Below are 25,419 nucleotides of genomic sequence, written 5' to 3' on the forward strand. Positions count from 1 at the left end.
GTAACTATGCGTTATTTTAAATACGCATTGATCCTAACTACTGCTGCGCTATTGAGCTTTAAGCTCTTTGCGCAGCAGGAAATGATGGATCATAGCCATATGCCTATAGCAGTACCAAGTGATACGCCAATCCCGGCATTAAGCCTTAAGTTATTAAAAGATAGTATGTCGGGTTATAACTTAATTTTAGATACGCAGCGCTATGATTTATCTGTACCCCCTGAGGGCGCAATGAACATGCAGCAAATGATGAGCGTTACTACAAACGATGACACGGGCTTTTTACAAGGTCATGCTCATTTATATATAAATGGGGTTAAAATACAGCGAATTTACGGACATGCATTGCATTTACCTGCTAACTTATTTAAAAGTGGTATAAATACCGTATCGGTTACTTTAAATAATCATGGTCATATGTATTGGACCGCTCAGGGCAAAAAAATAGTTGCTACGCTGTATGTTAACGATCAAACCAAAGAGTTTATAACATACCGATTTGAAAGCTTTCCTAGCAAGGTTGAAAACACGCATTAATGAAAATTCATAATAAACTTTTTTTAATACTATTTAGTTTTACCTTTAGTGTTATTGCAGGGCTAGTAGTACTTATACAATGGAGTATAGGGCAAGGCGTAATTGATTTTGTTAATGCAAAAGAAGTAAAAGCGCTTGAACCACTTGTTGTGCAACTTGCAAAGCAATACGAAAAAACCCCCTCATGGGAACGTGTTGTTGGCAATGGCGAAAATTTTAGAAAACTTATTGAATCGCAGCTAGAAAATAGCCAGTTTTTACCTAGGCCACCAGAAGGTCCAGGCCCCAGAGGGGGAATGATGCGACGGCCGCCACCCGATCATATTCGTTTAGGGGGAGAGCGCCGCCTACCACCTGAAAATATTGCTCACTACGCTTTGCTTGACGAAAATAAGCAGCGAGTAGTGGGTAGATACCTCAGCGATTTAAAATATATAACAACCCCAATTACAGTGGGCGATAAAACAGTGGGTTACTTAGCTGTATCTAAAAGAGATAGCTTGGTTGATGGTTATGAGCTTGATTTTTTACAGCAGCAAACTAACTACTTATGGTTTATTGCTTTAGCCGCTGTATTGCTTACATTGCTAGTTACCTTTTTATTGTCTCGTCACTTAGTGAGCCCAGTAAAGCAAATTGCTAATGGTATGCATCACTTAACGCAAGGTAATTACGAGACCAAACTTACGCTTGAGCGAAAAGACGAATTAGGCCAATTAAGCGAAGATTTTAATATCCTTGCATTTACACTCGCTAAAGACGAGCAAGTGCGCAAACGCTGGCTTGCCAATATTTCCCATGAGCTTAGAACGCCAATGAGTATTTTGCTCGGTGAACTTGAAGCTATGCTACTTGGAATACGTGAGCCTAATGCAAAAAATATTAACTCGGCTAACGACGAGGCATTGCATTTAAAACGCTTAATAGATGATTTGCATATGCTCAATAGCGCAGAGTTAGGGGGTATGCATTACACTATGCAACCTACTGATATGGCTTTATTATTAAATACTATTGAGCAAAAATATCAGGTTATACTTGAGCAACATAATATAAAAATTTACTTACTAAATAGCGCTAAACACATAACTGTACAAGCAGATAAAACCCGACTTTTGCAGCTGCTCGATAATATTTTAATGAACGCGGTGCACTATGCACAATGCACCACTATTTCATTAACGGCTAATAATATAAGCATTAAAGGGCAAACCTACTTAGAGCTTATAATTGAAGATAATGGCGTAGGTGTAGAGCAGTCGCATTTATCGCATTTGTTTGAGTATTTATATCGAGTAGATAGTTCGCGTAATCGCCAAGAGGGCGGTTCGGGCTTGGGCTTATCTATTTGCCAACATATAGTTAAAGGCCATAATGGTGAAATAGCTGCTGAAAAAGCCACTCTAGGCGGTCTTGCTATTATTATTAGGCTACCAACTATTTAGCTTTAGTTGATTCAGATAAAAAATACGTAACTTGAACTTTGTTTGATATGGTATTTTTATCCTAAGTTTGGATTACTAATAACAGAGAACTCTATGAGCGAACAAATACTGATTGTGGAAGATGAGGTAAAGCTAGCTAACTTAATGAGTGACTTTTTAAGTAGCCATCATTTTGTTACTCATCAAATACATCACGGAAATGAAGTATTACCTTGGCTTGAAATTAACAGGCCGAGCGTAATTTTGCTCGACATAATGCTACCTGGTCAAAGTGGTATAGAACTATGTAAAGCAATCAGGCGCTTTTCAAATGTGCCTATTATTATGGTATCGGCAAAAGTAGAAGAAATAGATAGGCTGCTTGGACTTGAATTAGGTGCAGATGATTATATTTGTAAGCCGTTTAGTTATGCTGAGCTGGTGGCGCGAGTTAAAGCTATATTAAGGCGATTAAGTAGCGCAAGTGATGTTACAGAGTCAACAATGAAGCTTGACGAGAGCACTTACAGCGTAAAATACAAATCAAGCAGCATAGAGCTAACGAACTTTGAATTTCAGCTATTTAAACCTTTGTTTAACAACCCAAATCGTATTTATTCGCGCGATAGTTTAATGGACACTATGTACGCCGATCAGCGTATTGTGAGCCATCGTACTATTGATAGCCATATTAAAAAGTTGCGTAAAAAACTAGATGAAGTGACACAAACTGAAAGTGTTATTCAGTCTGTTTATGGGGTTGGCTACCGATTTGTGCACCCGCAGTAAGAGGTATTAGTAAGCTATGACGATGAGTTACTCATCATCGTCAGCATTTTTAATTCGCTCTAAACGGTCAAACTCTTCGTATTCGGCAGCTTGAATTTCATCAAGAATAGAATCTACATCAGCAAGTTCATCGCTGTCTTCAAATTCACCAGTAAGCGTTGAATTAGGCGTTAAATTTGCCTCTTCAAATAATGCCCACATTTCTTTAGCGTATTGAGTTTTTAGTATGCTTGGCGCAAATTCACCATAGTAGCGGCGTATGTTATTTACATCGCGTGCAAACATAGCTTGTGCACTGTTATTTGCTGAAGCGTTAACTGCTTGCGGTAAATCTATAATTACAGGGCCGTTATTATCTACAAGTACATTAAATTCAGATAAATCGCCGTGTATTATACCTGCGCAAAGCATAAGCTTAATGTAATGCATCATGAGTTTATGCTGCTCAATCGCTTGCTCTTCACTAAAAACGACATGTCCAAGTTGAGGGGCTACGTTACCATTCTCGTCCGACACAAGCTCCATAAGCAGCACGCCATCAATACAAAAGTAAGTATCAGGAACACGTACACCCACGCCAGCTAAACGAGATAACGCATCAACTTCGGCATTTTGCCAAATCTCTTCTTCTAATTGACGGCCATAGCTAGAACGTTTACCCATAGCACGCGCCTGGCGTCCACCACGTACTTTTCGGCCTTCTTGGTATTGTGCCGCTTTTTTAAAGCTACGTTTAACCGCGTCTTTATACACTTTCGCACAGCGAATGTGCTCACCACAGCGGACAATAAATACATCGGCTTCTTTACCGCTCATTAGTCGGCTTATAACTTCGTCAATAAGGCCATCATCAACAAGGGGTTGTAGGCGTTTAGGTATTTTCACAGATTGCCTGCTAAGTAGGGTTGGTTATTAATCATTATTTATGAAAGTGCTCTGTATTTGTTTGTTTAATTGGCTCAAGCAGTATATCAGCTTTGAGAATTAAGGGCAGTAACACTACTGCCTGAGAGTAATTAATCGTATTATTTTATTAGCTTATATATTGATTGCAAAGCAATCAACCAGAACTTTTTAAATAAGTATTTAGATTACTATTTTTTATTAAAATAATTTATTACTTCCTCATTATTTGCACATTGTTTGCGTTTTTAAAGCGTAAGCTTAGTTTAATTCTTAAATACGAGGTTATTACTATGAAGCATTTTTCAACTCTTGCCACTGTGGCAATATTATCTATTGCTTTTTCAGCTAATGTAGCTGCTCGAGGCGGTGACAATCCTCCTGAAAAACCTGACTTTTCAACTATTGATACTGATGGTGATGGCGTAATTAGCTTTGAAGAGTTTAGTGCTAAAAAACCGCCACACGGCGATGCACAAACAATTTTTGATTCTATAGATGCCGATGGTAATGGCGAAATTAGTGAACAAGAACTTAGCGATCATAAACCACCTCGTCGTGAACGCTGAAAGGATACTAAAATGATTAATAGTATTAACAGTAGTTCTGCGAATTTTATGCCGCAACAAAGTAGTCAGGCTGCAAAACTAACAACAGAGCAAAGCGATTTTGTTAAAGAAACGCTTGCAGAGTTTGACGCTGAAAACTTAACCGAAGAAAACGCGCAAAGTATTCAAGCGGCATTTAAAGAACAAGGTATTGAACCAACAAAAGAGCTTGCTGATTTAATGAGCGAACTTGAGTTTGATGCTAAAAGCATTGGTGATGCAGGACGAGTGGAAGGTCAAAGACCGCCACCGCCGCCACAGAACTCATTAGAATCAGTAGATACAGACGAAGTAGTCAGCTACTTAGATGAGCTATTAACTGAGTATTCAAGTCAGTTGTCTGATGAAGATAAAGAATCAATCCTTGCATCAGTGCAAGAGAAGTTTGGTTTAAGTGAAGGCGATTCACTGCTAAATGTAACTGCTTAGGTGTTATAACTTAGAGTAAAGCTGACTGTTACTCGAAAGTCTTAAGTCCAAAGCCCAACGGTTAACTCTGTTGGGCTTTTTTATTGGCTTAATTTAAGCGTGTTTCTATTTTGCTGGTGCCATCTTCTTCGGTAAATTTAAATACAAAATCTTTTTTACCGTCTTGGTTTATGTCTACCAGAAGAATATCTTTATTATTTTTAGGCAGCGTTAGTTTTAATTTTTTACGTTTATCATTTAGCAGTGAGTCTTGCTCTCCGTAATAAATATACAGCGTTTTTTTACTGTATTTGTATACCGCGTCAATATAGCTGTCGCCGTTAATATCACCTAAATAGAGGGCTGGTTCGGAATCATCGCCGTTCATTCCCACTTCCATTTCTAAATCAAGTTCTATACTCGATTTATTGGCAAATGAGCCGTCGGGTTGCTGCTTATAAATGTTCATTTCTACATCTACATCAGTACTGCCACCGCCCAATGCCATAGACGCAATAGTACCTAAGCCAATATCTAAATCCATTTTTTGTAAATCAATTAAGCCATCATTATTAAAATCAGTTTTGAGCAATAACTCACTAGGGCCTTGTGTTTCAAATAAGGTAATGGGCGTATTACTAAAGCCTTTAGCACTTCCTAGGTACAAAGTATGTGCTATTTTTATATCTAACGAATCCATACCTTGCGTTGGCTTAAACTGTCTAGTTGTAAAATCTAGGAATCCGTCGTTATTAATATCAATAATTTGCTTTATTTTGCGAGTCTCGCCATTGCTTAGCTCGCCTAATTCGATGTTAAAATCAATTGAGTTGAGCTTTTGCTCAAAACCTTCTGAATTAGCAAGTAGTACATCTGCTCCAAAGTCATTTGAAAAAACCAAGTCGCTTAACCCGTCGTGGTTAAAATCAATAACGACGGGTTTATTGTTAATGTTAACTTCTAGAGAAAGCCCTTTTCCTGAAAAGCTGCCTTCATACATAGGTGTTTGTTTAAATTTGTTAGGCTTAAAGCTGCCATCTTTATTTTGAATGTATAAAGTACTGCTTGCTAACCCAGGGATGAAAATATCGCTTAGACCGTCGTTGTTGGCATCGAAGACAAAGTCTACTTTTTCAAATTTATCTATTTTTAATTGATTTAGAACCGACTCATAATTAAACAATAGTGTTGGTTTACCAGCATGGGCTTTGTATACGCCATCACTTGTTAGTACGAGTGCTTGTTTATCGGTAATGTTAGCAAGTGTAGCCACATCAAACCCGATGGCATTTTTTGGTAAAGCAAGTTCACTACTTAGTGATGTGAGTAAATTGATGGCTTCTAATTGTTTTGATTCTTTATTATATGCAAATAAAATCTCTGAATCGGTTGATACTAATTCATCCGTTGTTTTTATTGCCATTGTTTGAGCTATAGCGCTAATGGGGGTAAGTAAAGTGATGAGTGAATAGCAAAGTGGTTTTATCATGCAAATCCCTTTTTTATATTTAGTTGTATCGTTACATTTTTATTATTCACTTATATAAGCAACATCAGCGCACAACTTAACGTAGGGTCCAGCGCTGGCGGTTTGCTAATTAGCGTAAATTTAAACGTAATACACTTATGTAAGTTGGTTTATATTTAGCCTACGCTAATAACTATGTACTGGGTGTAAGTAATTGTAAGATTATGTTTTAAGAAGGGCTTGTTGACCTTTCAGGATTGAAATTTTTTCAACCCAAGGAAGATTTAATCGCGGCGCGAGGTTTGTAACCTAGTAACAAAGAGTCAATCTCCCCTAGGCAGAACCCTTCGGGCAGCGCATTTTTGGCATTTATGCTACGTTATCAACTATGTATGGTTAATAACCACACTACATAGGCTCTGCATTGCCTAAATACCAAACAGCCTGCTGCAAATTTAACCTCGAAAGATAAACAAGCCCTAATAAAAAAGGTAGTGCAAAACTCATATGGCAGTTAAGCGCTTTTAGCGGGTTTTAGTTATCAACGGCACAGCTTATTTTGCTCATTTAAATAAGCATCTACAAAATCTACTTCCATCGGTTTTGAAAAGTAATAACCTTGCAGGTGAGATACACCAATATTAGTAAGCGTGTTTGCTTGTTCAATAGTTTCAACGCCTTCGGCAACAACAGTAAAATCTAAAGATGAGGCCATTTGTACAATTGCATGAATAATACTTAACCCTCTTTTATCCATATTTTGAATAAAACTTCTGTCTATTTTTACTATATCTACACCAATATCAAGCATGCTTGATAGTGATGAGTAGCCAGTTCCAAAATCATCAATTGAAATACAAAAGCCTTGTTTTTGTAGTGCTTTCACGGCTGTCAAAAATGTGAGTTTATCCTTAGCAAATACTGATTCGGTAATTTCTATATGCAGATCTTTAGGCTCTACTTGGTGATTGTTTACTATTTTTAATACCTTAGTTACAAAATTTGGATCTTGTAATTGTATTACCGATACGTTCACGCTTACTGCAATTTTTGTCGGTAAATGGTTGAATTTATTTGCTTGTATACATGCTTGTTCTATGACCCAGAGGCCCATTTGGGTTATTAAACCGTATTGCTCGGCAATAGTTATAAACTCATCAGGGAAAATATTTTCACCGTCTAGTTGCCAGCGTAATAATGATTCGAAAGAGGTTACTTTTGATGTTTTACTATCTACAATTGGCTGAAATACTAGTCTTAAACTGTTTTCTTCTATGGCACTGGCTAGGCGTTGACTCAACAGGTACTCTCTTTCTTGTTTTAATTTGAGTGAATCGTTATAAATATTGATATTACCTTTAGCCATGCGTTTTTGGTGATACATTGCAATATCAGCAGAGCGAATTAAGGTATTTAAATCACTCCCGTGCTCAGGGTACATGGCCATTCCAATAGTTGCTGATACCCATTTTTGATATTTATATGTTTCATGCTCGGCGCTAATGCTTTGAAGCACTTTATTAGCAAACTCGATAAGCTCAGTTTGGTTTTGATACGTTGCTAAAATTAAAAACTCATCTCCGCCCCAACGGCATTTATAGAGTTGTTGGTTGCATACATTACTAATTCTCAGTGCTATTTCTTTTAATACTTTATCGCCCACTTTATGACCCAACGAATCGTTGATTTGCTTAAAACCATCTAAATCTACAAATAATAAAGCAAAGGGTTCTTTAGGGTTATCTGCTAGTTGTTTGTTTGCATTTTTTAAAAATGCGGTGCGGTTTAATAGATTTGTGAGTGGATCGGTATTCGATAAGCGGTAAATTTCTTCAGTGCGTTGTTCGACCTTGTTTTCCATTTCATTAAGCAGCTCTCTGTTTTGGTTTTTGAGCTTGATTGCACTGTGTGTAAATGTGGCTGATTTGTACGAAGAGGCAATCATGATTGTGGCAAAAGTTAAACCTAATAACCCCAATACGTGTTGGTAGTGATCGTTTGAAAGCGCTAGCAAAAAAGAGTAGGGCGCCAATAAAGTAAAACTATATAGAACAGCGGTAAAACGACTTCCAGACAGCAAATTTGCAGAGCCACCGGCAAGCGCTGATAAAATAGCGATGGTCGTAGTAACTTCCACCGTAGATGAAGTGCTATGAAACCAAAGAGCATAACCACACCAAGACACGGCTGTTGATATACAGCCAATAGCAAAGCGATTTAGATAAGAATGTGTGTTGTAAGGTTGGCGAGAATTTTGAGCTTTCAAAAAAAGCCCTACATCAATAATACGTAAAGTAAGCACGCACATCATTATGCCTAACCAGACTACTTTATCGTGGTTAGTTTTCTCATTAGTTATATCAAAAGCAAATACTAAAGCAACGCTGACTAGTACAGAGACTGCAATTCCGGAAATAGCATTCGAGTATAAAATTTTGAGCGCTTCTTTTCGCTCATTATTACTTAAATTGTTATATGGCACTAATTAAAACCTTTTTCAAAAACAACCCCTAGGAAATTAAGTAAACCATTTAGCAAATTACACTAATGCAATACTGGTAATACAAAGAGCTTAATAAGCCTTTACGCAGCTAAATAAAACTTTAATGTAAAGTAAATATAGTTTACGGGAGGGATAAAAAAAGTTTAAAAAGTAAAAAGGCCCAAAATAAATATTTATTTTGAGCCTTAAAATTATCAAGCAGGTTAAAGTGTTAACGACTTTACTTGCTGTTCTATAGATTTAACCTTCGAAATCGCTATCGTTATGGCGCTCTGCCATTTGCTCTTCTTCAGGACCCCATGTGCGATTTACGCGACGACCACGCTTAACAGCGGGGCGCTCTGATATTTGCGTAGCCCAGCGTACAACATGGGTGTATGAAGCAACATCTAAAAACTCTGCTGCATCATATAAAGCTCCAAGCACTAACGATCCGTACCACGGCCAAATTGCAATATCGGCAATTGAGTATTCATCACCTGCCATGTATTCATTTTCGCTTAAATGGCGATTTAACACGTCAAGCTGGCGTTTAGTTTCCATGGTAAAACGGTCAATAGGGTATTGCATTTTACTTGGTGCGTAGCTATAAAAATGACCAAACCCACCACCTAAGTAAGGCGCTGAGCCCATTTGCCAAAATAGCCAGTTACGACACTCTGTTTTAGCTTTTAGATCTTTAGGTATAAGTACATCAAATTTTTCAGCTAAATACTGTAAAATAGAACCAGATTCAAAGATGCGAGTAGGCGGCGTGGTTGAATGATCCATTAGCGCTGGGATTTTTGAGTTTGGATTAATATCAACAAAGTCAGATCCAAACTGATCGCCATCACCTATGTTTATTAAATATGCGTCGTAGTCTGCATCGGTGCAACCAAGCTGTAAAAGCTCTTCAAACATGATTGTAGCTTTTTGGCCATTAGGTGTCGCGAGAGAATAAAGCTGAAATGCGTGCTCACCAATAGGTAGAGTTTTGTCATGAGTCGCGCCTGCGATTGGGCGGTTAATGCTGGCAAACTTACCGCCACTTTCACTTTCCCACGTCCATACTTTTGGTGGCGTGTATTCGTTTTTATCACTCATAAATAACCTCTGTTAGATGAAATACATATATGGTAAATGTGGCCATAAAAAATTAATTAAAGGCCCTAATACTTAATTTACCGACCTTTTAATTTATCGGCTTTTGCTAATCTATAACCTAAAAACAACCCGCTTAGCGCTCCAAATAAATGGCTTTCAAACGATACATGATAGCGCTGAGGTAAAACACCCCATATAAAACCGCTATAAAGTATAGCCACTACAACTGCAATTATAATTGATTTTAATGAGCGTCTTACTAAGCCGTAGCATAGAATAAAGCCCCATAAACCATATATAACACCGCTTAAACCAACATGTATGTTACTGCGCCCAAATGCCCAAACTAAGAGTCCACCGACTAGAGCGGTAAAAATAAATACGTTATAAAAACGTTTTACGCTGTACTGGCAAATTAGCCAGCTTAATACTACAAATGGGATCATATTACTGGCAAAGTGCCACCAGCTACCATGTAAAAAAGGTGCGCATAGTATGCCAATTAATCCTTGGATACTGCGTGGATATATGCCTAAACCATTAAGGTTTATGCCAGGTAGACTATTGATCACCTGTAGTACGAAGCAAATAACAACAATACTAAATATTGCGAAACGGGTACTCGTTAGTAATGACAGTGTGGTTGGCTTGGTTGCCATATAATCGCCCTAATTGACTTTAAGAGTTGCCAGTATAGGAATTGTATTTGCTAATGAAAAGCAATTAAAAAAGCACAGCATAAGATGCTGTGCTTATTTTTAATTTTTACTCACTATTAACCTAGTTTAGTTAATAGTTTTTTGGCTGCTAGTTCAGAGCTTGCTGGGTTTTGACCGGTAATTACTAAACCATCTACTAGCGCTAATACGCCCCAGTCGTCAGTTTTTTGATAATCGCCGCCTTTTTTAATTAGCTCGTCTTCAACTAAAAATGGCACGATATCGGTAAGTTGCACTGCAGCTTCTTCAGAGTTAGTAAAACCAGTTACTTTTTTACCCGCTACTAATGCATTGCCATCGGCATCTTTAACATTTAAAAATGCAGCACTTGCATGACATACCGCAGCAACAGGTTTTTGCTCTTTTACAAAGCTTTCGATAAGTGAGATTGAATCAGTGTTGTCAACCAAGTCCCATAATGGACCGTGACCGCCTGGGTAAAATACAGCGTCAAAATCGCTAGATTTTACTTCACTCAACACTTTAGTGTTTGCCATAAGTGTTTGCGCTGCGCTATCTGCGTCATAACGTTTTGTTGCATCTGTTTGAAAATCGACAAGCGTACTTGTCGGATCAATGGGTGGTTGACCGCCAGCTGGAGACGCTAATGTTACTTCAACGCCTGCATCAACAAATGCATAATAAGGGGCTGCAAATTCTTCTACCCAAAAACCTGTTTTTTCGCCAGTGTTACCAAGTTCTGCGTGAGATGTAAGAACCATAAGTATTTTTTTAGACATTGAATATATTCCTTCTGATGATTTAAATTGGCTTATCTTGCTTACCAATTACTATATGCACTAACAGAGCTTTAAACAACGATGATAAATTTAACTTTATTGGTTTAATAATTGATACAATAGAGGGGTTGAATTTAAAACACGCTACGGAGCACATATGAAGGTGTCGTTTGAGCAGTTAAAGAGCATGGTTGTATTTGCGCAAATTGTAGAGCAGGGCAGCTTAACCGCTGCTGCCAAACAGCTAGGGCTTACGCGAGCAGTTGCAAGTTATCATTTAAAAAAATTAGAAACGCAGCTTGAAGTTACTTTACTAAATCGCTCAACCCGTACCATGGCGCTCACTGAAGCAGGCATTGCTTATTATGAGCGTTGTAGAATAATTACCGAACAAGCTAATGCGGCTAATCAGCAAATAGAAAATATAAAGAGCGAGCCACAAGGTTTACTTAAAATTAGTTGCCCAGTAAATGTGGGAATGCAGTTAATTGTGCCTGCAATAAATACGTTTAAGCGCCAATATCCTAAAATTAAAATAGACTTACAGCTTACTGACGATGTGGTTGATATTATTAAAAATGGGTTTGATTTTGCAATTAGGGGAGTGGCACTGAGTGACTCCAACTTGCAGGCAACCAAGCTGACTACAATGAGCACTTGTATTTGTGGCGCGCCGGATTACTTTACACATTTTGGTAAACCTAAAACACCTTTAGAATTGGCAGATCATCAATGGGTGGTTTATCAGCTAGGAAGTAAAACGTTAACACTTTCAAAAGATGGTAAAAAACACGACATTACAATGCAAGGCGCCTTAAGTACTAATAACGCAGCTGCACGTACTGCCTTTGTAGAAGCAGGGCATGGCATTGGGCGTATTCCGCTTTACGATGCGTGGCCTAAAGTACAAGCAGGGCTACTTGAAATAATATTAGATGATTATAAAAGCAAAGATATTGAACTGTACGGGGTATTTCCGCCAGGAGCTGCGGGTTCTAAAAAGCTACGATTATTTATTGATTACTTAAAAGCGTATTTTGTAAAACAGCATACCTCCTTGGGTATGCTGAAAAGTGTTTAATTATTTTCGCTTTTTAAATATTTATAAAGCATTTATAAAACACTTATAAAGTACGGCTAAATAATGCAACCGCTTGTTGATACATATTAATTGCAAGGGCTGCATCGTATCGCTCACCTTCATCACGCATAAAGGCATGCTGGGCATTAACTTCTTGCCATTGGTAATTAATGCCAGTGCTTACGCATTGCTGGTATATTTTAGTACGGCCTTCCTTTGGCACATGCGGGTCTTGTTTACCCCATATAAAGTGAATTTCGCCTTGTATATCAGCCATGCGTTCAAATGAGTTATTACCTGATTTTGCCGGTAATGTATTGCTGTGAATATCAGTTGCGTATAAGCAAAAAGCCGCTTTAATTTCAGGATTAAGCGCCGCTCTGTAAGCTAAATGCCCGCCAATACATACGCCCATAGCGCCTACGGTACCTGTGCAGTAATGCTGCTGCTTTATAAAGTCGATCATGGCTTGCGTGTCGCTATCATGATGCTCAAGTGGTTTTGCCCACTTATCTGCATTGCCTTTATCTTTACCTGCATCGTCGTAAGCAAGCACAGTGCCCATAGGATTTAACTCGTGAAACACTTCCGGTACTAATACCACAAAGCCATGGCTTGCTAAAATAGCTGCGCTGCGTGCAATAGGTGCAGTTTGCTGAAAAATTTCAGAATAAAAAATAATAGCAGGGAACTGCCCTTGCGCCTGAGGGCGATAGATGGTTGTTCGCATTAAACCTGTAGGTGTTGGCAAGTCTGCGTTATGTTGTTGAATTATCATAAAAGCGCTCAGTTAAATAAAATTATATATAATGATATGGTAACTGAGCGCGATAAAATAAACGACTTTTGTTGTCGAGTATTTATACCAACCTGCATAAATCTTTGATCAATTTAACGAATTAAATTTCACTATAACGTCGTTAAAAATTTTTTATTTAGAACAACTAGATAAAAAATTTTTGCCTAGTTCTAGCGTAATTTTCTTAACGTTAAATAGACCCCATATATAAGCAGATTAGTATTAAATACTTGCAGACATTTTATTACAACTAGCGTAATAACTTACGGTAGCCGGCCAATCTGAAAATATAGCCATTACACCCACGTCTTTTGCGAGTACATCAACGACCGTCATCATATCGCCATCGTTATCTATAACATCAGCAATTGATTGATAGTAATAACCACCACCTTCATTAAGCGGACCTGAGCGCTCAAGGCTCCATGCAATAAGCTCTAAACCTGCTGCTTTTGCGTCAATTGCGTATTGTGATGGCACGATATTATTTTCGTTATCTATTGTTAGCATCATCCAAATTGGAGGGGCTAAAATTTTAACGCCGTCAGCCACAAGTTCATCCATACCAGGTTGCCATGTTTGTGGGTTACTTGGATCAAATCCGGCTTCACTGTCGCGACCATCTAGGTATACGCTTTTATCTGCAAAGTCAGGGTTAGTGTTAATCCAGTATTTTACGTCTTCAAGGTTAAACGATTGCGGGTAAACTTTTGAGGCTGGCACATTCATTTGTGTGTACTCGTCTAGCATTTTTTGCGCATATTGCTCTTGCGTCATTCCATCAAATGGCATACTTACTTGTGGCGATTTAAGTTCAGGGGTCATTTTTACACCCAGCTCATTAAACAGTGCAATGCTTTGTTTATGGGTCATCAATGTGCCGTTGGTGGCATATAAATCAGTGCGCCAATTTGGTGTACCATCCATGTAATCGGCAACGGTAGTTGCATTGGCGTTTGCACCATCCATTTTACCTTCAAGGGTTAAAAATTCCGCTAAGCTTATATCACTGGTACAACATTTTGCAGAAGCAGCAACACCATTAGCGGGGTCTGCTGGTGTAAATGTCACACTGCATTTAGCTGCAAGCTCAGGGATGGCTAAAATATTAGTTGTGGTGTGTAAGTCGCATTGGGAGTGGCGACATACTAGTTCTTTATCGTTTGTAAATGTAACATCGCATTCAACAATGCCTGCGCCCATTCTAGCTGCAGCAATGTAGGCTTCTTTGGTGTGCTCAGGATATTGCATTGATGCACCGCGATGACCAATAGAAAAGTCGGTGCGGTAAAAAGGACCTTCACTGCATGACTCTAATTGTGTTTTTAAAGCGCTGTCGCTCATATCATTGACTAAATAATACGGACGAGTGCCTAGTTGAATATCTGGCGCACTACCACTTGGTACTTCTACAATAACAGGCGTAGGTACTTCAACAATCTCAACTTCGGTGTTGGTAACAACCACTTCTTTTTCTACTATTTCTACATCGTCGTCGCAGCCAGCAAGTGTGGCTAACAATATACAGCCTGTAAGTAAGGTAATACGTTTCATTGTTTATCCTTAAAAAGTAAAATTTGTACTACCTTAATGATTATTAATGACAATTTAGCTACAAGTTTATTAATTTACTTTTTATTAAGCATTTGATTCACTAATAATGCACCTAACATTATAGCTGCACCAATACTTAACCTAACTATGTCAGCATCTCTGTTCCAAATAAGCACGTTAACAATAATCCCTGCTGGGATAAGTAAGTTATTCATGACTGCCAGAGCTCCAACGTTGACGAGTGTTGCGCCTTTATTCCACATAAAGTAACCAAGGCCTGATGCAACAACCCCTAAATAAATCAGTATGCCCCACTGAGTAGAAGTGGTTGGTAATTTGTTTGAATTACCAAATAATGCATAACAAATTGTGGCAATAATAAGTGCGCCTATAAAAAACCATCCAAATACGGTTTTATCATCAAGCTTATTGTTCATCATTAAGCGTTTATAGGTTACTTGGCCTACAGCAAAACTTATGTTCGCACCTTGAACTAATAATAAGCCAATTATGAAATTGCTATTTAGGTTTTCGTAACGAATGGTAATTGCACCAATTACAGCAATAAGTGCGACTATAAAAAAGCGTGGGTTAAAATGTTTGTTCAATGCATCATTTAGCAAGGTAATGTACAAAGGAGTCATTACTGTAAATAGCAGTACTTCGGGGACGCTTAAAAATAAAAAGGAGTGGTAGTAAAAGCTATACATAACACCAAGTTGTATAGCGCCAATCAGCATGAGCTTTAAGGCTAAAGGTTTAGGTGTTTGTTTAAACTTTAAAAAGGGTAAAAATACCAGAGTGGCTAGTGCTATGCGAATTAACACACTAAACCATGCATCAACCTGGCCAGCTAAATACACGCCAATTAAACTAAATGAAAATGCCCAAAGTAAAGTTACTGCAAATAAGTACCGCATAGCCGTCGTCTTTAAATAATTAATGGCAGCAGTTTATCTGTTATAAATTAATGTATAAACAATAAAAGCCCGCAAGCGGGCTTTTATAAAAGTGAGCTTAATAAATTAAGTTATTTATTCAACTAAACCACGGCGCTTAAGTAGTGCGTCGGTAGTTGGTTTTTGACCTCTAAACTCAATGTAGCTTTGCATTAAGTCGCGGCTGTTACCTTTTGATAGGATTTCTTTACGGAACTTATCACCATTTTTACGTGTTAAGCCGCCGTTGTTTTCCATATGTGCAAAGGCGTCTGCTGCAAACACTTCAGTCCATAGGTACGCGTAGTAACCCGCTGAATAACCACCTGCAAATGTGTGGCTAAAGAAGTTTGATTTGTAACGTGGTGGAACAGGGTAGTAAGCAATACCGTGTTTTTCTAGCGCGTCTTGCTCAAACTTTTGAACGTCAGCTACTTTTTTATCAGAACCAAATGAATGCCATTCCATATCAAGTAGTGCAGCGGCTAAGTATTCAGTAGTGCCGTAACCTTGGTTGAATTTTTGTGATTCAAGTACTTTATCAAGTAAAGCTTGTGGAATTGGCTCACCTGTTTTGTAATGCTTAGCATAGTTTGCAAGTACTGTTGGTTCAATCATCCAATCTTCATTTGCTTGTGACGGAAACTCAACAAAGTCACGCGCCGTTGCAGTACCCGCTAGGCTTGGGTATTTAACATCTGAGAATAACCCATGTGCAGCATGACCAAATTCATGGAACATAGTAGACACTTCGTCAAACGTCATTAGCGTAGGCTCGCCTGCAGCAGGTTTTGGAATGTTCTGCGCATTGTAAATAACCGGTTTAGTGCCTTTTAAGCCGCTTTCGCTAACGTATGCACTCATCCATGCGCCGCCACGTTTACCTTCACGTGCATATGGGTCTAAGTAAAATAAACCAATAGCGCTGCCATCAGCGTTAAATACTTCGTATACGGTTACATCTTCATGATAAACAGGAAGATCTTTACGTTCTTTAAACGTAATACCGTATAGTTTGTTCATTGCAAAGAATAAGCCATCGTGAATAACTGATTGCATTTCAAAGTATGGTTTAACAAGTGCTGGGTCTAAGTTGTACTTTTCTGCACGTACTTTTTCAGCATAAAAAGTCCAATCCCATGGTTTAAGCTCAAAGCTTTCGCCTGAATCGTTAATCACTTTTTGAATAGCGGCTGCTTCAATCTTTGCTTTTTCAACTGCTTTTGGTGCTAGGTCATCAAGGATGCCGTAAACGTTTTCAGTTGTTTGCGCCATACGCGACGTCATTACATAAGAAGCCCAATCTTTGTAGCCTAAAAGCTCTGCTTTTTGAGCGCGTAGGTTGGTTTCTTTAATAATAATAGGGCCGTTAGTTTTTGCTGCACGGTTTGCAGAGGCTTTAAAAATTCGCTCACGTAGGTCGCGGTTTTCAAGGCTACTTAAAATTGGTTGTTGCGTTGTATTTACCAAAGTGATCATGTAGCCGTCTTTGCCCGCTTTTTTAGCTGAAGCTGCAAGGCCTGCAATTTCGCCTTCAGAAAGACCCGCTAATTCACTTTTATCTGTAACTACAATAACGTCTTCTTTAAACGATTTTAAAATGTTTTGTGAAAACGCAGTAGATAGCTGAGCTAGCTCTGAGTTAATTTCACGCATTTTAGCTTTTTCAGCGTCATTTAATTTAGCACCTGCTTTTACAAACTGCTTGTAGTAAAAATCAACTAGGCGTTTATCTTCTGCGTTTAATTTATCTTGATTGTCGTAAATTGTTTGTACGCGCTTAAATAATTCACCGTTTAAGTAAATATCATCTGAGTGAGCAGATAATACAGGCGCCATTTTTTCATCAATACGCTGGTATTCAGCATCTGAAATTAAACCAGATAAGTTATAAAAAGCAGCCGATACGCGATTTAATAGCTCCCCTGACAATTCCATTTTAACTAATGTGTTTTCAAATGTTGCTGGAGCAGGGTTATTAGCAATGGCTTGTACTTGTGCCGTGTGCTGTGCGATACCTGCATCGAATGCAGCTTCGTAGTCTTTTGTACCAAATTTATCAAACTCTGGTGCCATATATTGCAATGGGCTTGGCTTAAATAAAACATTGTTTGCGTTCATGTCTTGCACTTGTGCTGCGCCTTCTTTTGCCATGTTTTGTGTATCGTTAGATGAACAGGCCGATAATATTAAGGCACTAGCAATAGTAGTGGCGATCAGGGTTTTACGCATAATAACTCCATAGAAAGATTAGCCGGAATAGGCTTTGCGAGTCGAAAAACCTAGTTAACTTATCAAATTTTGGCGTTTATACAATAAAGTTTATCGGTATTAAGGGGGATTTGAACGCAAATTAGCTAATATTTAGCTTTAAGGGAGGTAAGAGTAGCTCTAAAAGTAAACACCTGAGCTACTTAATAAGTCGTTGAGTCATAATTGCTTAGTTATATCCAAGTACAAATTTTCTCTCAGAGCCAAAGTTGCTAGGTTGTTGTTGGCCAAACTCTTTGTTGATAGATGCCAGTGTTTGCTCTTGTTCTGCAAGAAGGCACAAAATTTTATTTCGGTAATCTAGGCTGCTTTCAAATAAATGTAAGTCTACCTGCGGCTGCAAAGTAGCGAGTCTTTGATTTAAAGTAAGTTGTGTCATATGTGATCTCCAGTGCTTGTACACTACTTATATAGCACTCGGTGCAATAAAGAGTTAATAAATTGTTCATAAAAAGTATATTGAACTTATTAACTTGGCGTTTTAGTTATATTATGACTGCTAAACTTACCCAACACTGAACCGCTTTCACTTTATAGCGATTTAAATTTAAAGCGCTCCTTTGCTTGTTTTGGAAAATAAATGACTTTAGAACACATAAACCAAATTCTTGCCTTTGTTGTATTTAGTTACAGCGATGTACACATTACCGTAGCAAAAATTATTAAAGTGCCTTTAATACTTTTCGCTATTTGGTTTATTGTGACGCGTATTGGCAAGTTAATAACAAAAACATTATTGGCAAAAAAGTTAAGCCAAGATGCCGTGCATTTATTTACACGTATCTACTTTATTTTAAGTATCGCTATTTTAATTTTTACATCTTTAGAAGTATTAAGCATACCGCTTACTGCGTTTGCTTTTGTTTCAGGTGCAATAGCCATTGGTGTAGGCTTTGGTGCTCAAAATATTATCAATAACTTTATTAGTGGCTGGATACTAATGTGGGAACGCCCAATACGTATTGGTGACTTTTTAGAGGTAGGCAATGCAAAAGGCGTGGTAGAAACAATTAATACTCGCTCAACGCGTATTCGCCGAAATGACGGCGTACATATGCTTATTCCTAATTCTCAATTGCTCGAAAATACAGTAACAAACTGGACGCTAATAGATGGCAATGCACGCTCATCGGTCAGTGTAGGCGTTGCGTATGGATCAGACGTGATACTGGTTAAAAAGCTTATTCAACAAGTGCTTGATGATCATGAAGCAATATTGGCTAATCCAAAGTCATCGGTGTTATTTGATGACTTTGCAGATAGCTCGCTCGTATTTAACGCTATTTTTTGGGTGTGCGCCGAGTCTGAAACCATGCTTAGAAAAGTACGCAGTGATATTCGTTTTAGTATTTACGCTGTATTTGAAAAGCATGATGTAGTGATTGCTTTTCCGCAGCGTGATATTCATATCGACGGTGAAATTGCATTTAAGCGCTCATAGTTCAAATATAGTAAATATTAAAAGTCGCTCTTGGGCGGCTTTTAATAAAAACACAGGTGTTTCTATTTTAGGTTAACATGTAAAACAATCCCTTCTTCCTACTCCATTTTATTAAATCCAATAAAGGACATATGTCCTTAATATTAGAATTTTGCATCTAAATAGTGATAAAAACACGTGATTTTGTAGTTAAATGTTGCAAAAAAGTTTCTAATTATGTCTATATTTATGCAGTAAAATTATCACACAATGGTATAATCTTAATCGTTCGTTCAGCCTTATAACATCGTTTTTGTACTCTCGGTAATAAGGTCCGCGCGCATGACGCAAGTCGCGAAAAATTGAACGAGCCCGCAATGAATACATTGCGCAACACAAAAAACCGTTGAACAAGAGTGCACAAAAAAGGTTAAACCCAACATGAAAGCAATGAAAAGATCTACGTTAGCTACCCTAATCAATGCAACGTTGTTCTCTGCAGTAGCAGGTACTTCATTTTCTTCTTTAGCTGCTGAAGAAAAAACAGCTAAAAAAAGTAATCAACTAGAAGTTATTCAAGTAACAGCTCGTAAACGTGTAGAAAACGCTCAAGAAGTACCAGTAGCAGTATCTGCTCTACAAGGTGATAACCTTGATGCGTATAGCTCAGCTGGTATGGATATTCGTTTTTTAAATGCGAAAATTCCAAGTTTATCTATTGAATCTTCATTTGGTCGTTCATTCCCACGCTTTTACGTTCGTGGTTTAGGTAATACCGATTTCGATTTGAATGCATCACAACCAGTATCACTTGTTGTTGATGAAGTCGTTCAAGAAAATGCAATTTTAAAAGGCTTCCCAGTATTTGATGTTGAACGCGTAGAAGTATTACGTGGACCACAGGGAACTTTATTTGGACGTAACACGCCGGCTGGCCTTGTTAAGTTTGATACTGTTAAACCAAGCCAAGAATTTGATGGTTATGGCTCTGTTTCATACGGTAGCCGTGGCGCTGTAGACACAAGTGGTGCTGTAGGTGGTGCTTTAACTGACCGTTTATCTGCTCGTGTTTCATTATTATGGCAAGATAAAGACGATTACATTGATAACCAAGCTCCAGGCTTTGAAGCTAAAGACGAGCAAGGTGGTTACACTGAAAAAGCGGCACGTGTTCAGTTTTTATATGAAGGCGATGATTTTACTGCTTTATTAAACTATCACACACGTGATTTAGATGGCTCGCCAATTGCCTTTCGTGCAAATGTAATTAAAACGGGTACTAACGAGCTAGTAGATAATTATGAAAGTGATGTTGTTTATCAAGATGCAGCATCTCGTTCTACTCAACAAGTAGAATCTGAAGGTGCAAGCTTAAAGCTTGAGTGGGAACTTAAAAATCACACAATCACTTCAATTTCTGCATGGGAAAGTGCTGAAATTTATTCTCGCGCTGACATCGACGGCGGTTACGGTGCTTCTTATATTCCAGATTTCATGGGGCCTGGTTTTATCCCTTTCTCTTCAGAAAGTGCTGATGGCATTCCAGATCACGACCAGTTGACGCAAGAGCTACGCTTATCTAGTAACTTTGATGGCGATTTAAATTATCAAGTAGGTGTTTTTTACTTCGATGAAGAACTAACAATTGAAAACTACAGCTACGATACATTCTCAACACCCGATGCTGGTGCTTTAAATGGCTATGTTCGTCAACAGCAAGATACTACAGCTTGGGCTGTATTTGGTTCTGTAGATTATACTTTTTCAGATGATTTAAAAGTAACAGCGGGACTTCGCTACTCTGATGACGATAAAGATTTTGTCGCTGACCGTACACTTAGCCCAATTGGCGGTGGTGCATTACTTGTAGAGCGTGATGTTAGTGACGACCATGTTAGCTGGGACTTATCTGCAAATTATAAAGTAAACGATGATGTTAACTGGTACGGCCGTATAGCAAATAGCTTCCGCGCACCTAGTTTACAAGGTCGTATTTTGTTTGGTGATGATGTAACAACAGCTGAATCAGAAACTGTAACATCGTACGAAACAGGCATTAAATCAGACGTGTTAGATGGCCAAGGTCGTGTTAACGCGACTGTGTTTTATTACACAATGGACGACCAGCAACTTACAGCTGTAGGCGGTGGTGCTAACTTTAACCGTTTAGTTAATGCTGATAAAACGACTGGCTATGGTTTTGAGTTAGATACGCAGTGGGTATTAAGCGATGAGTTTAATGCAACGTTTAACTTAAGCTACAATAAAACAGAAATTAAAGATAACGATTTAGCTGTCGCTGTTTGTGCTCAATGTACTGTAACTGACCCAATTAATGGTTCTGGTCTTGCTGTACTTGATGGTAATAGCTTACCGCATGCTCCTGAGTGGATCTCTAACTTTACGCTTCGCTACACTAAAGAACTTGCCGATGGTAACTTCTTCGCAAGCGGTGATATTTCTTATCGTAGTAAAATCAATATGTTCCTTTACGAATCAGTAGAGTTTGAAGGTAAAGAGCTTATTGAAACAGGTTTGCGTACAGGTTACACATGGTCTGAAGGCGATTACGAATACGAAGTAGCCGCTTTTGTTCGTAACTTATTTGACGAGCAACAAGTTATTGGAGCTGTAGACTTTAATAACAATACGGGTATTGTTAACGAAGAACGTTACGTAGGTGCTGAGTTTAAAGTTAGATTTTTCTAACTAATAGCTAAAAGTATTTACTTTAAAAGCCTGCATTGCGCAGGCTTTTTTATTTGTATAACCCCTTTTAGAGCTGCTAAAGTAGCGCCTAATTGGTTTATTTAAAGAGAAGAGCAATGGCTGGATTTTGGAATTACCGTGTAATTTTTTGTGAAGCAACGAAAGATGAAGCAGCGCAATATCAAATACACGAAGTAGAATATAACCTGAACGGTAAAGTGACTAACTGGTCAGAAACAGGCGCAGCCCCTTTTGGTACAACACTTGATGAGTTGAAAGATGACTCAGATCGTTTAAAAACAGCATTTGAAAAGCCTGTACTTAAAGTTATGCGTAAAACGCGTGGCTATGAGCTTGTTGATGTTGATACGGGTGAAGAAGCAACGGGTGAGCCACCAGCTGGCTTAACGCAATAACAACAATTTAATAAAAGGTGCTTAAGGCGCCTTTTTTATTGTCAAAATTTGGCTTAGGTTAAATAAGGAATGAGGATGACATTAGAAGCAGTATTATTTGATATGGATGGCACATTAGTTGATTCAGAAAGCATGCACTTTGTATGTTGGAGTAAACTACTTAAGCCTTATGGTGTTAGTTATTTAGAAAATGATTTTTGTCAGCGCTTTTCAGGACGACCCACTTTAGAAGCTGCAATAGAGATTAAGCAAGAGCATAACTTATCAGTAAGCGCACAGTTTTTAGCGGATGAAAAATACCGTTTATTTGGCGAATATGTAATAACACATTTACCACCACTAATGCCGTTTACTGAGCAAACGTTGAAAGCTGTAAAAGCGAGTGGCTTAAAAATGGCGCTAGTAACGGGCAGTGCTAAAAGTGAAGCTATGCCAATACTTAAAGGTTTAGGATTTTATGAGCTGTTTGACACGGTGGTAACAAAAGACGATGTAACTAATCCTAAACCTGCTGGAGACCCATATTTACTGGCACTTAAGCAGATAAATATACAGGCAGGCAATGCAATAGCCGTTGAGGATACATTTACCGGCGTTACGGCGGCGGCGGCCAACAATGCTTTGTTACGTGTTGTAGCCATTGCCAATAGCCATACTAAAGATCACGATTTTAGCCTAGCTACTTATAAAATGAGTAACTTAGATGAGTTTTGGCAATGGGTGCAATCTCAACTATAGTTTAAGCCAACTTTTACTTGCTTGGATGCGCCAATGTTTACTATTAAACACCTGCTTTTAATTGTTGTTGTATTTTTTACGCAATGTATAAGTGCAGCACAACCCTCTGTTTTACTCGCTAAAGTATATAACGAAACTAAACATTACGATGTAAGTAAGTATTTAGTCAGTGAAAAATATGATGGTGTAAGAGCTATATGGACCGGCACGCAGTTTGTTACTCGCAAGGGCAATATTATCAATGCGCCGAGTTGGTTTACAGCGCCATTGCCAAATGTATGGCTTGATGGTGAGCTATGGACCAAGCGTGAGCACTTTTCTGTGCTTAGTGGCATAGTAAGAACTAAAAAACCTAATAATCATGATTGGCAAACTATTACTTATAAAGTATTTGATATGCCAGATGAAAATCTGCCTTTTAGCACTCGTTATAAAAACTATAATGAGCTTATTACTAGCCTAAACTCGCCGCACATTAGCGTTGTAGTTCAATATAGCTTTACTAATAATGAGCAGCTCACAGAGTATTTTGAAAACATAACTAAGCAGGGCGGCGAGGGCGTAATACTTCATTTGGCCAGTGCTAAGCACAGCAATGGTCGAAGCAATGCATTACTAAAATTAAAACCTTATTTAGATGCAGAAGCGGTTGTGATTGCGCATTTACCAGGTAAAGGAAAATACCAAGGTATGTTAGGGGCATTAAGGGTAAAAACAGCACAAGGGCAGGTGTTTTCTATTGGTACTGGGTTTAGTGATGCAGAGCGCTCCACTGCGCCTGAGATAGGTAGCACTGTAACGTACCGATTTCATGGATTAACAAAAAACGGTTTACCGCGTTTTGCTAGTTTTTTACGAGTAAGAGATAGTTTATAACATTTATAATTTTTACAAAGTGTGCTAAATTGCGCGGCCTTTTTGGTAATGTGTGGTGAAGTATGTTTGTAGGTTTTGATTACGGTAGTTCTAATTGTGCTATGGGTGTAATGAGCGAGGGTAATGTTCAATTAGTACCGCTAGAGCAAGGAAAACATTACTTACCGTCTACACTTTACACTCATCACAGTGCCTTGGTTGTTGACTTTGTTGCTAAGCACTTACATGGCACAGCCCATGAGCATGACTTTTTAACGCAGCGCCAAGCATTATTAAATACCTTACCTCGTATTAAGTCAGACCTTGATTTACAGCCTTCAGATGAAACCCTATTTATTGGTCGTGAAGCGATTAGCGAGTACGTGCAGTTCCCTGAAGAAGGCTACTTTGTTAAGTCCCCTAAATCATTTTTTGGCGCAACAGGTTTAAAGCAAGGTCAAATTAACTTTTTTGAAGATATCGCAACCGCGATGATCTTAAAAATTAAGCAACGGGCTGAGCTCTCTTTAGGTAAAACACTTACACAAACAGTGATTGGTCGCCCAGTAAACTTTCAAGCTGTGGGTGGTGAGCAATCAAATCAACAAGCGGTCGGTATTTTAGAACGCGCTGCTAAACGCGCTGGTTTTAAAGACGTAGAGTTTTTATATGAGCCACTTGCTGCGGGTATCGATTACGAGAGTGATTTAACTCAGGATCAAAAAGTACTCGTTATTGATATTGGTGGTGGTACGAGTGACTGCTCGTTTGTACAAATGGGCCCGAGTTTTAGAGGAAATAGCCAGCGCGATGGCGATTTTTTATCTCACAGTGGTAAACGTGTTGGCGGAAACGATTTAGATATTGCTTTGAGCTTTCATGGTTTAATGCCGTTATTGGGTTTAGGCAGTACGTTTAAATCAGGTCTACCTTTGCCTAATCAAGCGTTTTGGCAAGCGTGTAAAATTAACGATGTAAATTTACAAAGCCAATTCTATAGTGAAAGCCATACCCGAGAGCTAAATGCACAATTACGTGATGTAAGTGCACCTGAGCTTTATAAGCGTTTAATACATTTACAGCAAAACAAGCAAGGTCATCAGTTAGTACAACAAGGTGAAGCGGCTAAAATAGCACTTTCGTCAGCTAGTGCGTTTGATTGTGATTTAAGCTTTTTAGATAGTGGGCTGAATAAAAATGTATCGGTAAGCGATTTAGCTGTTGCCGTTGAGAGTAGTATTAGCCAAATAGTTACTTTAGCAAAACAAGCAATCAGCGACGCTGCGACCACGCCAGACATTATTTACTTAACAGGCGGTAGTGCACAGTCACCATTGATTAAAGCGGCTTTAAGTGAGCACTTAGGTAATATAAAAATGGTTAACGGGGACCACTTTGGTAGTGTAACTGCTGGCCTGACTAAATGGGCCAGCATGCTTTATAAATAACCTAG

23 protein-coding genes are annotated in these 25,419 nt (G+C 38.5%); 12 read left to right on the plus strand and 11 right to left on the minus strand.

Annotated elements, in window-relative coordinates; translation table 11 throughout:
• The first annotated feature begins 6 nt into the window (after positions 1-6).
• The 3 genes from GQR45_RS15580 (at position 7) to GQR45_RS15590 (ending at position 2,750) form a co-directional block, all read left to right on the plus strand.
• Positions 7-537, plus strand: a complete 531-nt coding sequence (locus tag GQR45_RS15580; RefSeq protein ID WP_024589245.1) for a hypothetical protein — start codon at positions 7-9, stop codon at positions 535-537.
• On the plus strand, positions 537-1,982 hold the full coding sequence (locus GQR45_RS15585; RefSeq protein WP_165726434.1) for an ATP-binding protein: 1,446 nt from the start codon (positions 537-539) through the stop codon (positions 1,980-1,982). The genes GQR45_RS15580 and GQR45_RS15585 overlap by 1 nt, the downstream gene beginning before the upstream one ends.
• Positions 1,983-2,075: 93 nt before the next feature.
• Complete coding sequence (locus GQR45_RS15590) at positions 2,076-2,750, plus strand: response regulator (protein WP_024607583.1); 675 nt, start codon at positions 2,076-2,078, stop codon at positions 2,748-2,750.
• 27 nt (positions 2,751-2,777) lie between these two features.
• Here GQR45_RS15590 and GQR45_RS15595 read toward each other — a convergent pair whose 3' ends face one another.
• A complete protein-coding gene (locus tag GQR45_RS15595) occupies positions 2,778-3,635 on the minus strand; it encodes a PA4780 family RIO1-like protein kinase (protein ID WP_010555357.1) in 858 nt (285 codons plus the stop codon).
• A gap of 311 nt (positions 3,636-3,946) precedes the next feature.
• On the opposite strand from GQR45_RS15595, the gene GQR45_RS15600 reads away from it, so the two are divergent.
• Together GQR45_RS15600 and GQR45_RS15605 are read left to right on the plus strand one after the other, a co-directional pair.
• Positions 3,947-4,222: an EF-hand domain-containing protein gene (locus tag GQR45_RS15600; protein ID WP_007581281.1), complete on the plus strand. Its 276-nt coding sequence runs from the start codon at positions 3,947-3,949 to the stop codon at positions 4,220-4,222.
• A gap of 12 nt (positions 4,223-4,234) precedes the next feature.
• Complete coding sequence (locus tag GQR45_RS15605) at positions 4,235-4,690, plus strand: hypothetical protein (protein WP_101217777.1); 456 nt, start codon at positions 4,235-4,237, stop codon at positions 4,688-4,690.
• Between the two features lie 88 nt (positions 4,691-4,778).
• On the opposite strand, the gene GQR45_RS15610 is transcribed toward GQR45_RS15605, so the two are convergent.
• The 5 genes from GQR45_RS15610 to GQR45_RS15630 all read right to left on the minus strand — a co-directional run bounded on the left by GQR45_RS15610 (position 4,779) and on the right by GQR45_RS15630 (position 11,185).
• Positions 4,779-6,158: a VCBS repeat-containing protein gene (locus GQR45_RS15610; protein WP_165726435.1), complete on the minus strand. Its 1,380-nt coding sequence runs from the start codon at positions 6,156-6,158 to the stop codon at positions 4,779-4,781.
• 520 nt (positions 6,159-6,678) lie between these two features.
• A complete protein-coding gene (locus GQR45_RS15615; RefSeq protein WP_165726436.1) occupies positions 6,679-8,619 on the minus strand; it encodes an EAL domain-containing protein in 1,941 nt (646 codons plus the stop codon).
• 261 nt (positions 8,620-8,880) lie between these two features.
• A complete protein-coding gene (gene yghU, locus GQR45_RS15620; protein WP_007581288.1) occupies positions 8,881-9,726 on the minus strand; it encodes a glutathione-dependent disulfide-bond oxidoreductase in 846 nt (281 codons plus the stop codon).
• Between the two features lie 77 nt (positions 9,727-9,803).
• Complete coding sequence (locus GQR45_RS15625) at positions 9,804-10,385, minus strand: rhomboid family intramembrane serine protease (RefSeq protein WP_010555361.1); 582 nt, start codon at positions 10,383-10,385, stop codon at positions 9,804-9,806.
• A 116-nt stretch (positions 10,386-10,501) separates the two neighbouring features.
• Complete coding sequence (locus GQR45_RS15630) at positions 10,502-11,185, minus strand: type 1 glutamine amidotransferase domain-containing protein (RefSeq protein WP_165726437.1); 684 nt, start codon at positions 11,183-11,185, stop codon at positions 10,502-10,504.
• Positions 11,186-11,342: 157 nt separating this feature from the next.
• Between GQR45_RS15630 and GQR45_RS15635 the strand changes: the two genes are divergently transcribed.
• The gene (locus GQR45_RS15635) at positions 11,343-12,266 is read left to right on the plus strand and encodes a LysR family transcriptional regulator (protein ID WP_007581293.1); all 924 of its coding nucleotides are present in this window, start codon (positions 11,343-11,345) and stop codon (positions 12,264-12,266) included.
• A gap of 43 nt (positions 12,267-12,309) precedes the next feature.
• Here the strand turns inward: GQR45_RS15635 and GQR45_RS15640 are convergent, their stop codons facing one another.
• The 5 genes from GQR45_RS15640 to GQR45_RS15660 form a co-directional block, all read right to left on the minus strand.
• Entirely contained in the window at positions 12,310-13,044 is a 735-nt protein-coding gene (locus GQR45_RS15640) for a dienelactone hydrolase family protein (RefSeq protein ID WP_165726438.1), read from the minus strand.
• A gap of 243 nt (positions 13,045-13,287) precedes the next feature.
• Positions 13,288-14,619, minus strand: coding sequence for a glycerophosphodiester phosphodiesterase family protein (locus GQR45_RS15645; protein WP_165726439.1), 1,332 nt, complete (start codon positions 14,617-14,619; stop codon positions 13,288-13,290).
• 74 nt (positions 14,620-14,693) lie between these two features.
• Positions 14,694-15,539, minus strand: a complete 846-nt coding sequence (locus GQR45_RS15650; protein ID WP_024604670.1) for a carboxylate/amino acid/amine transporter — start codon at positions 15,537-15,539, stop codon at positions 14,694-14,696.
• A gap of 114 nt (positions 15,540-15,653) precedes the next feature.
• A complete protein-coding gene (locus GQR45_RS15655) occupies positions 15,654-17,789 on the minus strand; it encodes a M3 family metallopeptidase (RefSeq protein ID WP_007581300.1) in 2,136 nt (711 codons plus the stop codon).
• Between the two features lie 208 nt (positions 17,790-17,997).
• A complete protein-coding gene (locus GQR45_RS15660) occupies positions 17,998-18,207 on the minus strand; it encodes a hypothetical protein (protein WP_024590275.1) in 210 nt (69 codons plus the stop codon).
• A gap of 201 nt (positions 18,208-18,408) precedes the next feature.
• Between GQR45_RS15660 and GQR45_RS15665 the strand changes: the two genes are divergently transcribed.
• The 6 genes from GQR45_RS15665 (at position 18,409) to yegD (ending at position 25,414) form a co-directional block, all read left to right on the plus strand.
• On the plus strand, positions 18,409-19,269 hold the full coding sequence (locus GQR45_RS15665; protein WP_007581304.1) for a mechanosensitive ion channel domain-containing protein: 861 nt from the start codon (positions 18,409-18,411) through the stop codon (positions 19,267-19,269).
• Between the two features lie 420 nt (positions 19,270-19,689).
• The gene (locus GQR45_RS15670; protein WP_165726440.1) at positions 19,690-21,957 is read left to right on the plus strand and encodes a TonB-dependent receptor; all 2,268 of its coding nucleotides are present in this window, start codon (positions 19,690-19,692) and stop codon (positions 21,955-21,957) included.
• 116 nt (positions 21,958-22,073) lie between these two features.
• Entirely contained in the window at positions 22,074-22,373 is a 300-nt protein-coding gene (locus GQR45_RS15675) for a hypothetical protein (protein ID WP_007581307.1), read from the plus strand.
• A 75-nt stretch (positions 22,374-22,448) separates the two neighbouring features.
• Positions 22,449-23,111, plus strand: coding sequence for an HAD family phosphatase (locus GQR45_RS15680; RefSeq protein ID WP_165726441.1), 663 nt, complete (start codon positions 22,449-22,451; stop codon positions 23,109-23,111).
• Between the two features lie 33 nt (positions 23,112-23,144).
• Positions 23,145-23,987, plus strand: a complete 843-nt coding sequence (locus tag GQR45_RS15685) for a DNA ligase (protein WP_165726442.1) — start codon at positions 23,145-23,147, stop codon at positions 23,985-23,987.
• Positions 23,988-24,049: 62 nt separating this feature from the next.
• Positions 24,050-25,414 (plus strand): molecular chaperone, encoded by a 1,365-nt coding sequence (gene yegD / locus GQR45_RS15690; protein ID WP_007581315.1) that lies wholly within the window; start codon positions 24,050-24,052, stop codon positions 25,412-25,414.
• Positions 25,415-25,419 lie beyond the last annotated feature (5 nt).

Source organism: Pseudoalteromonas sp. SA25, assembly GCF_011378705.1.
Classification (GTDB): Bacteria; Pseudomonadota; Gammaproteobacteria; order Enterobacterales; family Alteromonadaceae; genus Pseudoalteromonas; species Pseudoalteromonas arctica.

Bases quoted from the DNA above. Each gene is read 5' to 3' on its own strand.
- GQR45_RS15660 (WP_024590275.1), bottom strand. From the start codon at position 18,207: ATGACACAACTTACTTTAAATCAAAGACTCGCTACTTTGCAGCCGCAG.
- yghU (WP_007581288.1), bottom strand. From the start codon at position 9,726: ATGAGTGATAAAAACGAATACACGCCACCAAAAGTATGGACGTGGGAA.
- GQR45_RS15610 (WP_165726435.1), bottom strand. From the start codon at position 6,158: ATGATAAAACCACTTTGCTATTCACTCATCACTTTACTTACCCCCATT.
- GQR45_RS15645 (WP_165726439.1), bottom strand. From the start codon at position 14,619: ATGAAACGTATTACCTTACTTACAGGCTGTATATTGTTAGCCACACTT.
- GQR45_RS15635 (WP_007581293.1), top strand. From the start codon at position 11,343: ATGAAGGTGTCGTTTGAGCAGTTAAAGAGCATGGTTGTATTTGCGCAA.
- GQR45_RS15640 (WP_165726438.1), bottom strand. From the start codon at position 13,044: ATGATAATTCAACAACATAACGCAGACTTGCCAACACCTACAGGTTTA.
- GQR45_RS15605 (WP_101217777.1), top strand. From the start codon at position 4,235: ATGATTAATAGTATTAACAGTAGTTCTGCGAATTTTATGCCGCAACAA.
- GQR45_RS15585 (WP_165726434.1), top strand. From the start codon at position 537: ATGAAAATTCATAATAAACTTTTTTTAATACTATTTAGTTTTACCTTT.
- GQR45_RS15625 (WP_010555361.1), bottom strand. From the start codon at position 10,385: ATGGCAACCAAGCCAACCACACTGTCATTACTAACGAGTACCCGTTTC.
- GQR45_RS15655 (WP_007581300.1), bottom strand. From the start codon at position 17,789: ATGCGTAAAACCCTGATCGCCACTACTATTGCTAGTGCCTTAATATTA.
- GQR45_RS15590 (WP_024607583.1), top strand. From the start codon at position 2,076: ATGAGCGAACAAATACTGATTGTGGAAGATGAGGTAAAGCTAGCTAAC.
- GQR45_RS15680 (WP_165726441.1), top strand. From the start codon at position 22,449: ATGACATTAGAAGCAGTATTATTTGATATGGATGGCACATTAGTTGAT.
- GQR45_RS15580 (WP_024589245.1), top strand. From the start codon at position 7: ATGCGTTATTTTAAATACGCATTGATCCTAACTACTGCTGCGCTATTG.
- GQR45_RS15675 (WP_007581307.1), top strand. From the start codon at position 22,074: ATGGCTGGATTTTGGAATTACCGTGTAATTTTTTGTGAAGCAACGAAA.
- GQR45_RS15600 (WP_007581281.1), top strand. From the start codon at position 3,947: ATGAAGCATTTTTCAACTCTTGCCACTGTGGCAATATTATCTATTGCT.
- yegD (WP_007581315.1), top strand. From the start codon at position 24,050: ATGTTTGTAGGTTTTGATTACGGTAGTTCTAATTGTGCTATGGGTGTA.
- GQR45_RS15650 (WP_024604670.1), bottom strand. From the start codon at position 15,539: ATGCGGTACTTATTTGCAGTAACTTTACTTTGGGCATTTTCATTTAGT.
- GQR45_RS15665 (WP_007581304.1), top strand. From the start codon at position 18,409: ATGACTTTAGAACACATAAACCAAATTCTTGCCTTTGTTGTATTTAGT.
- GQR45_RS15670 (WP_165726440.1), top strand. From the start codon at position 19,690: ATGAAAGCAATGAAAAGATCTACGTTAGCTACCCTAATCAATGCAACG.
- GQR45_RS15630 (WP_165726437.1), bottom strand. From the start codon at position 11,185: ATGTCTAAAAAAATACTTATGGTTCTTACATCTCACGCAGAACTTGGT.
- GQR45_RS15685 (WP_165726442.1), top strand. From the start codon at position 23,145: ATGTTTACTATTAAACACCTGCTTTTAATTGTTGTTGTATTTTTTACG.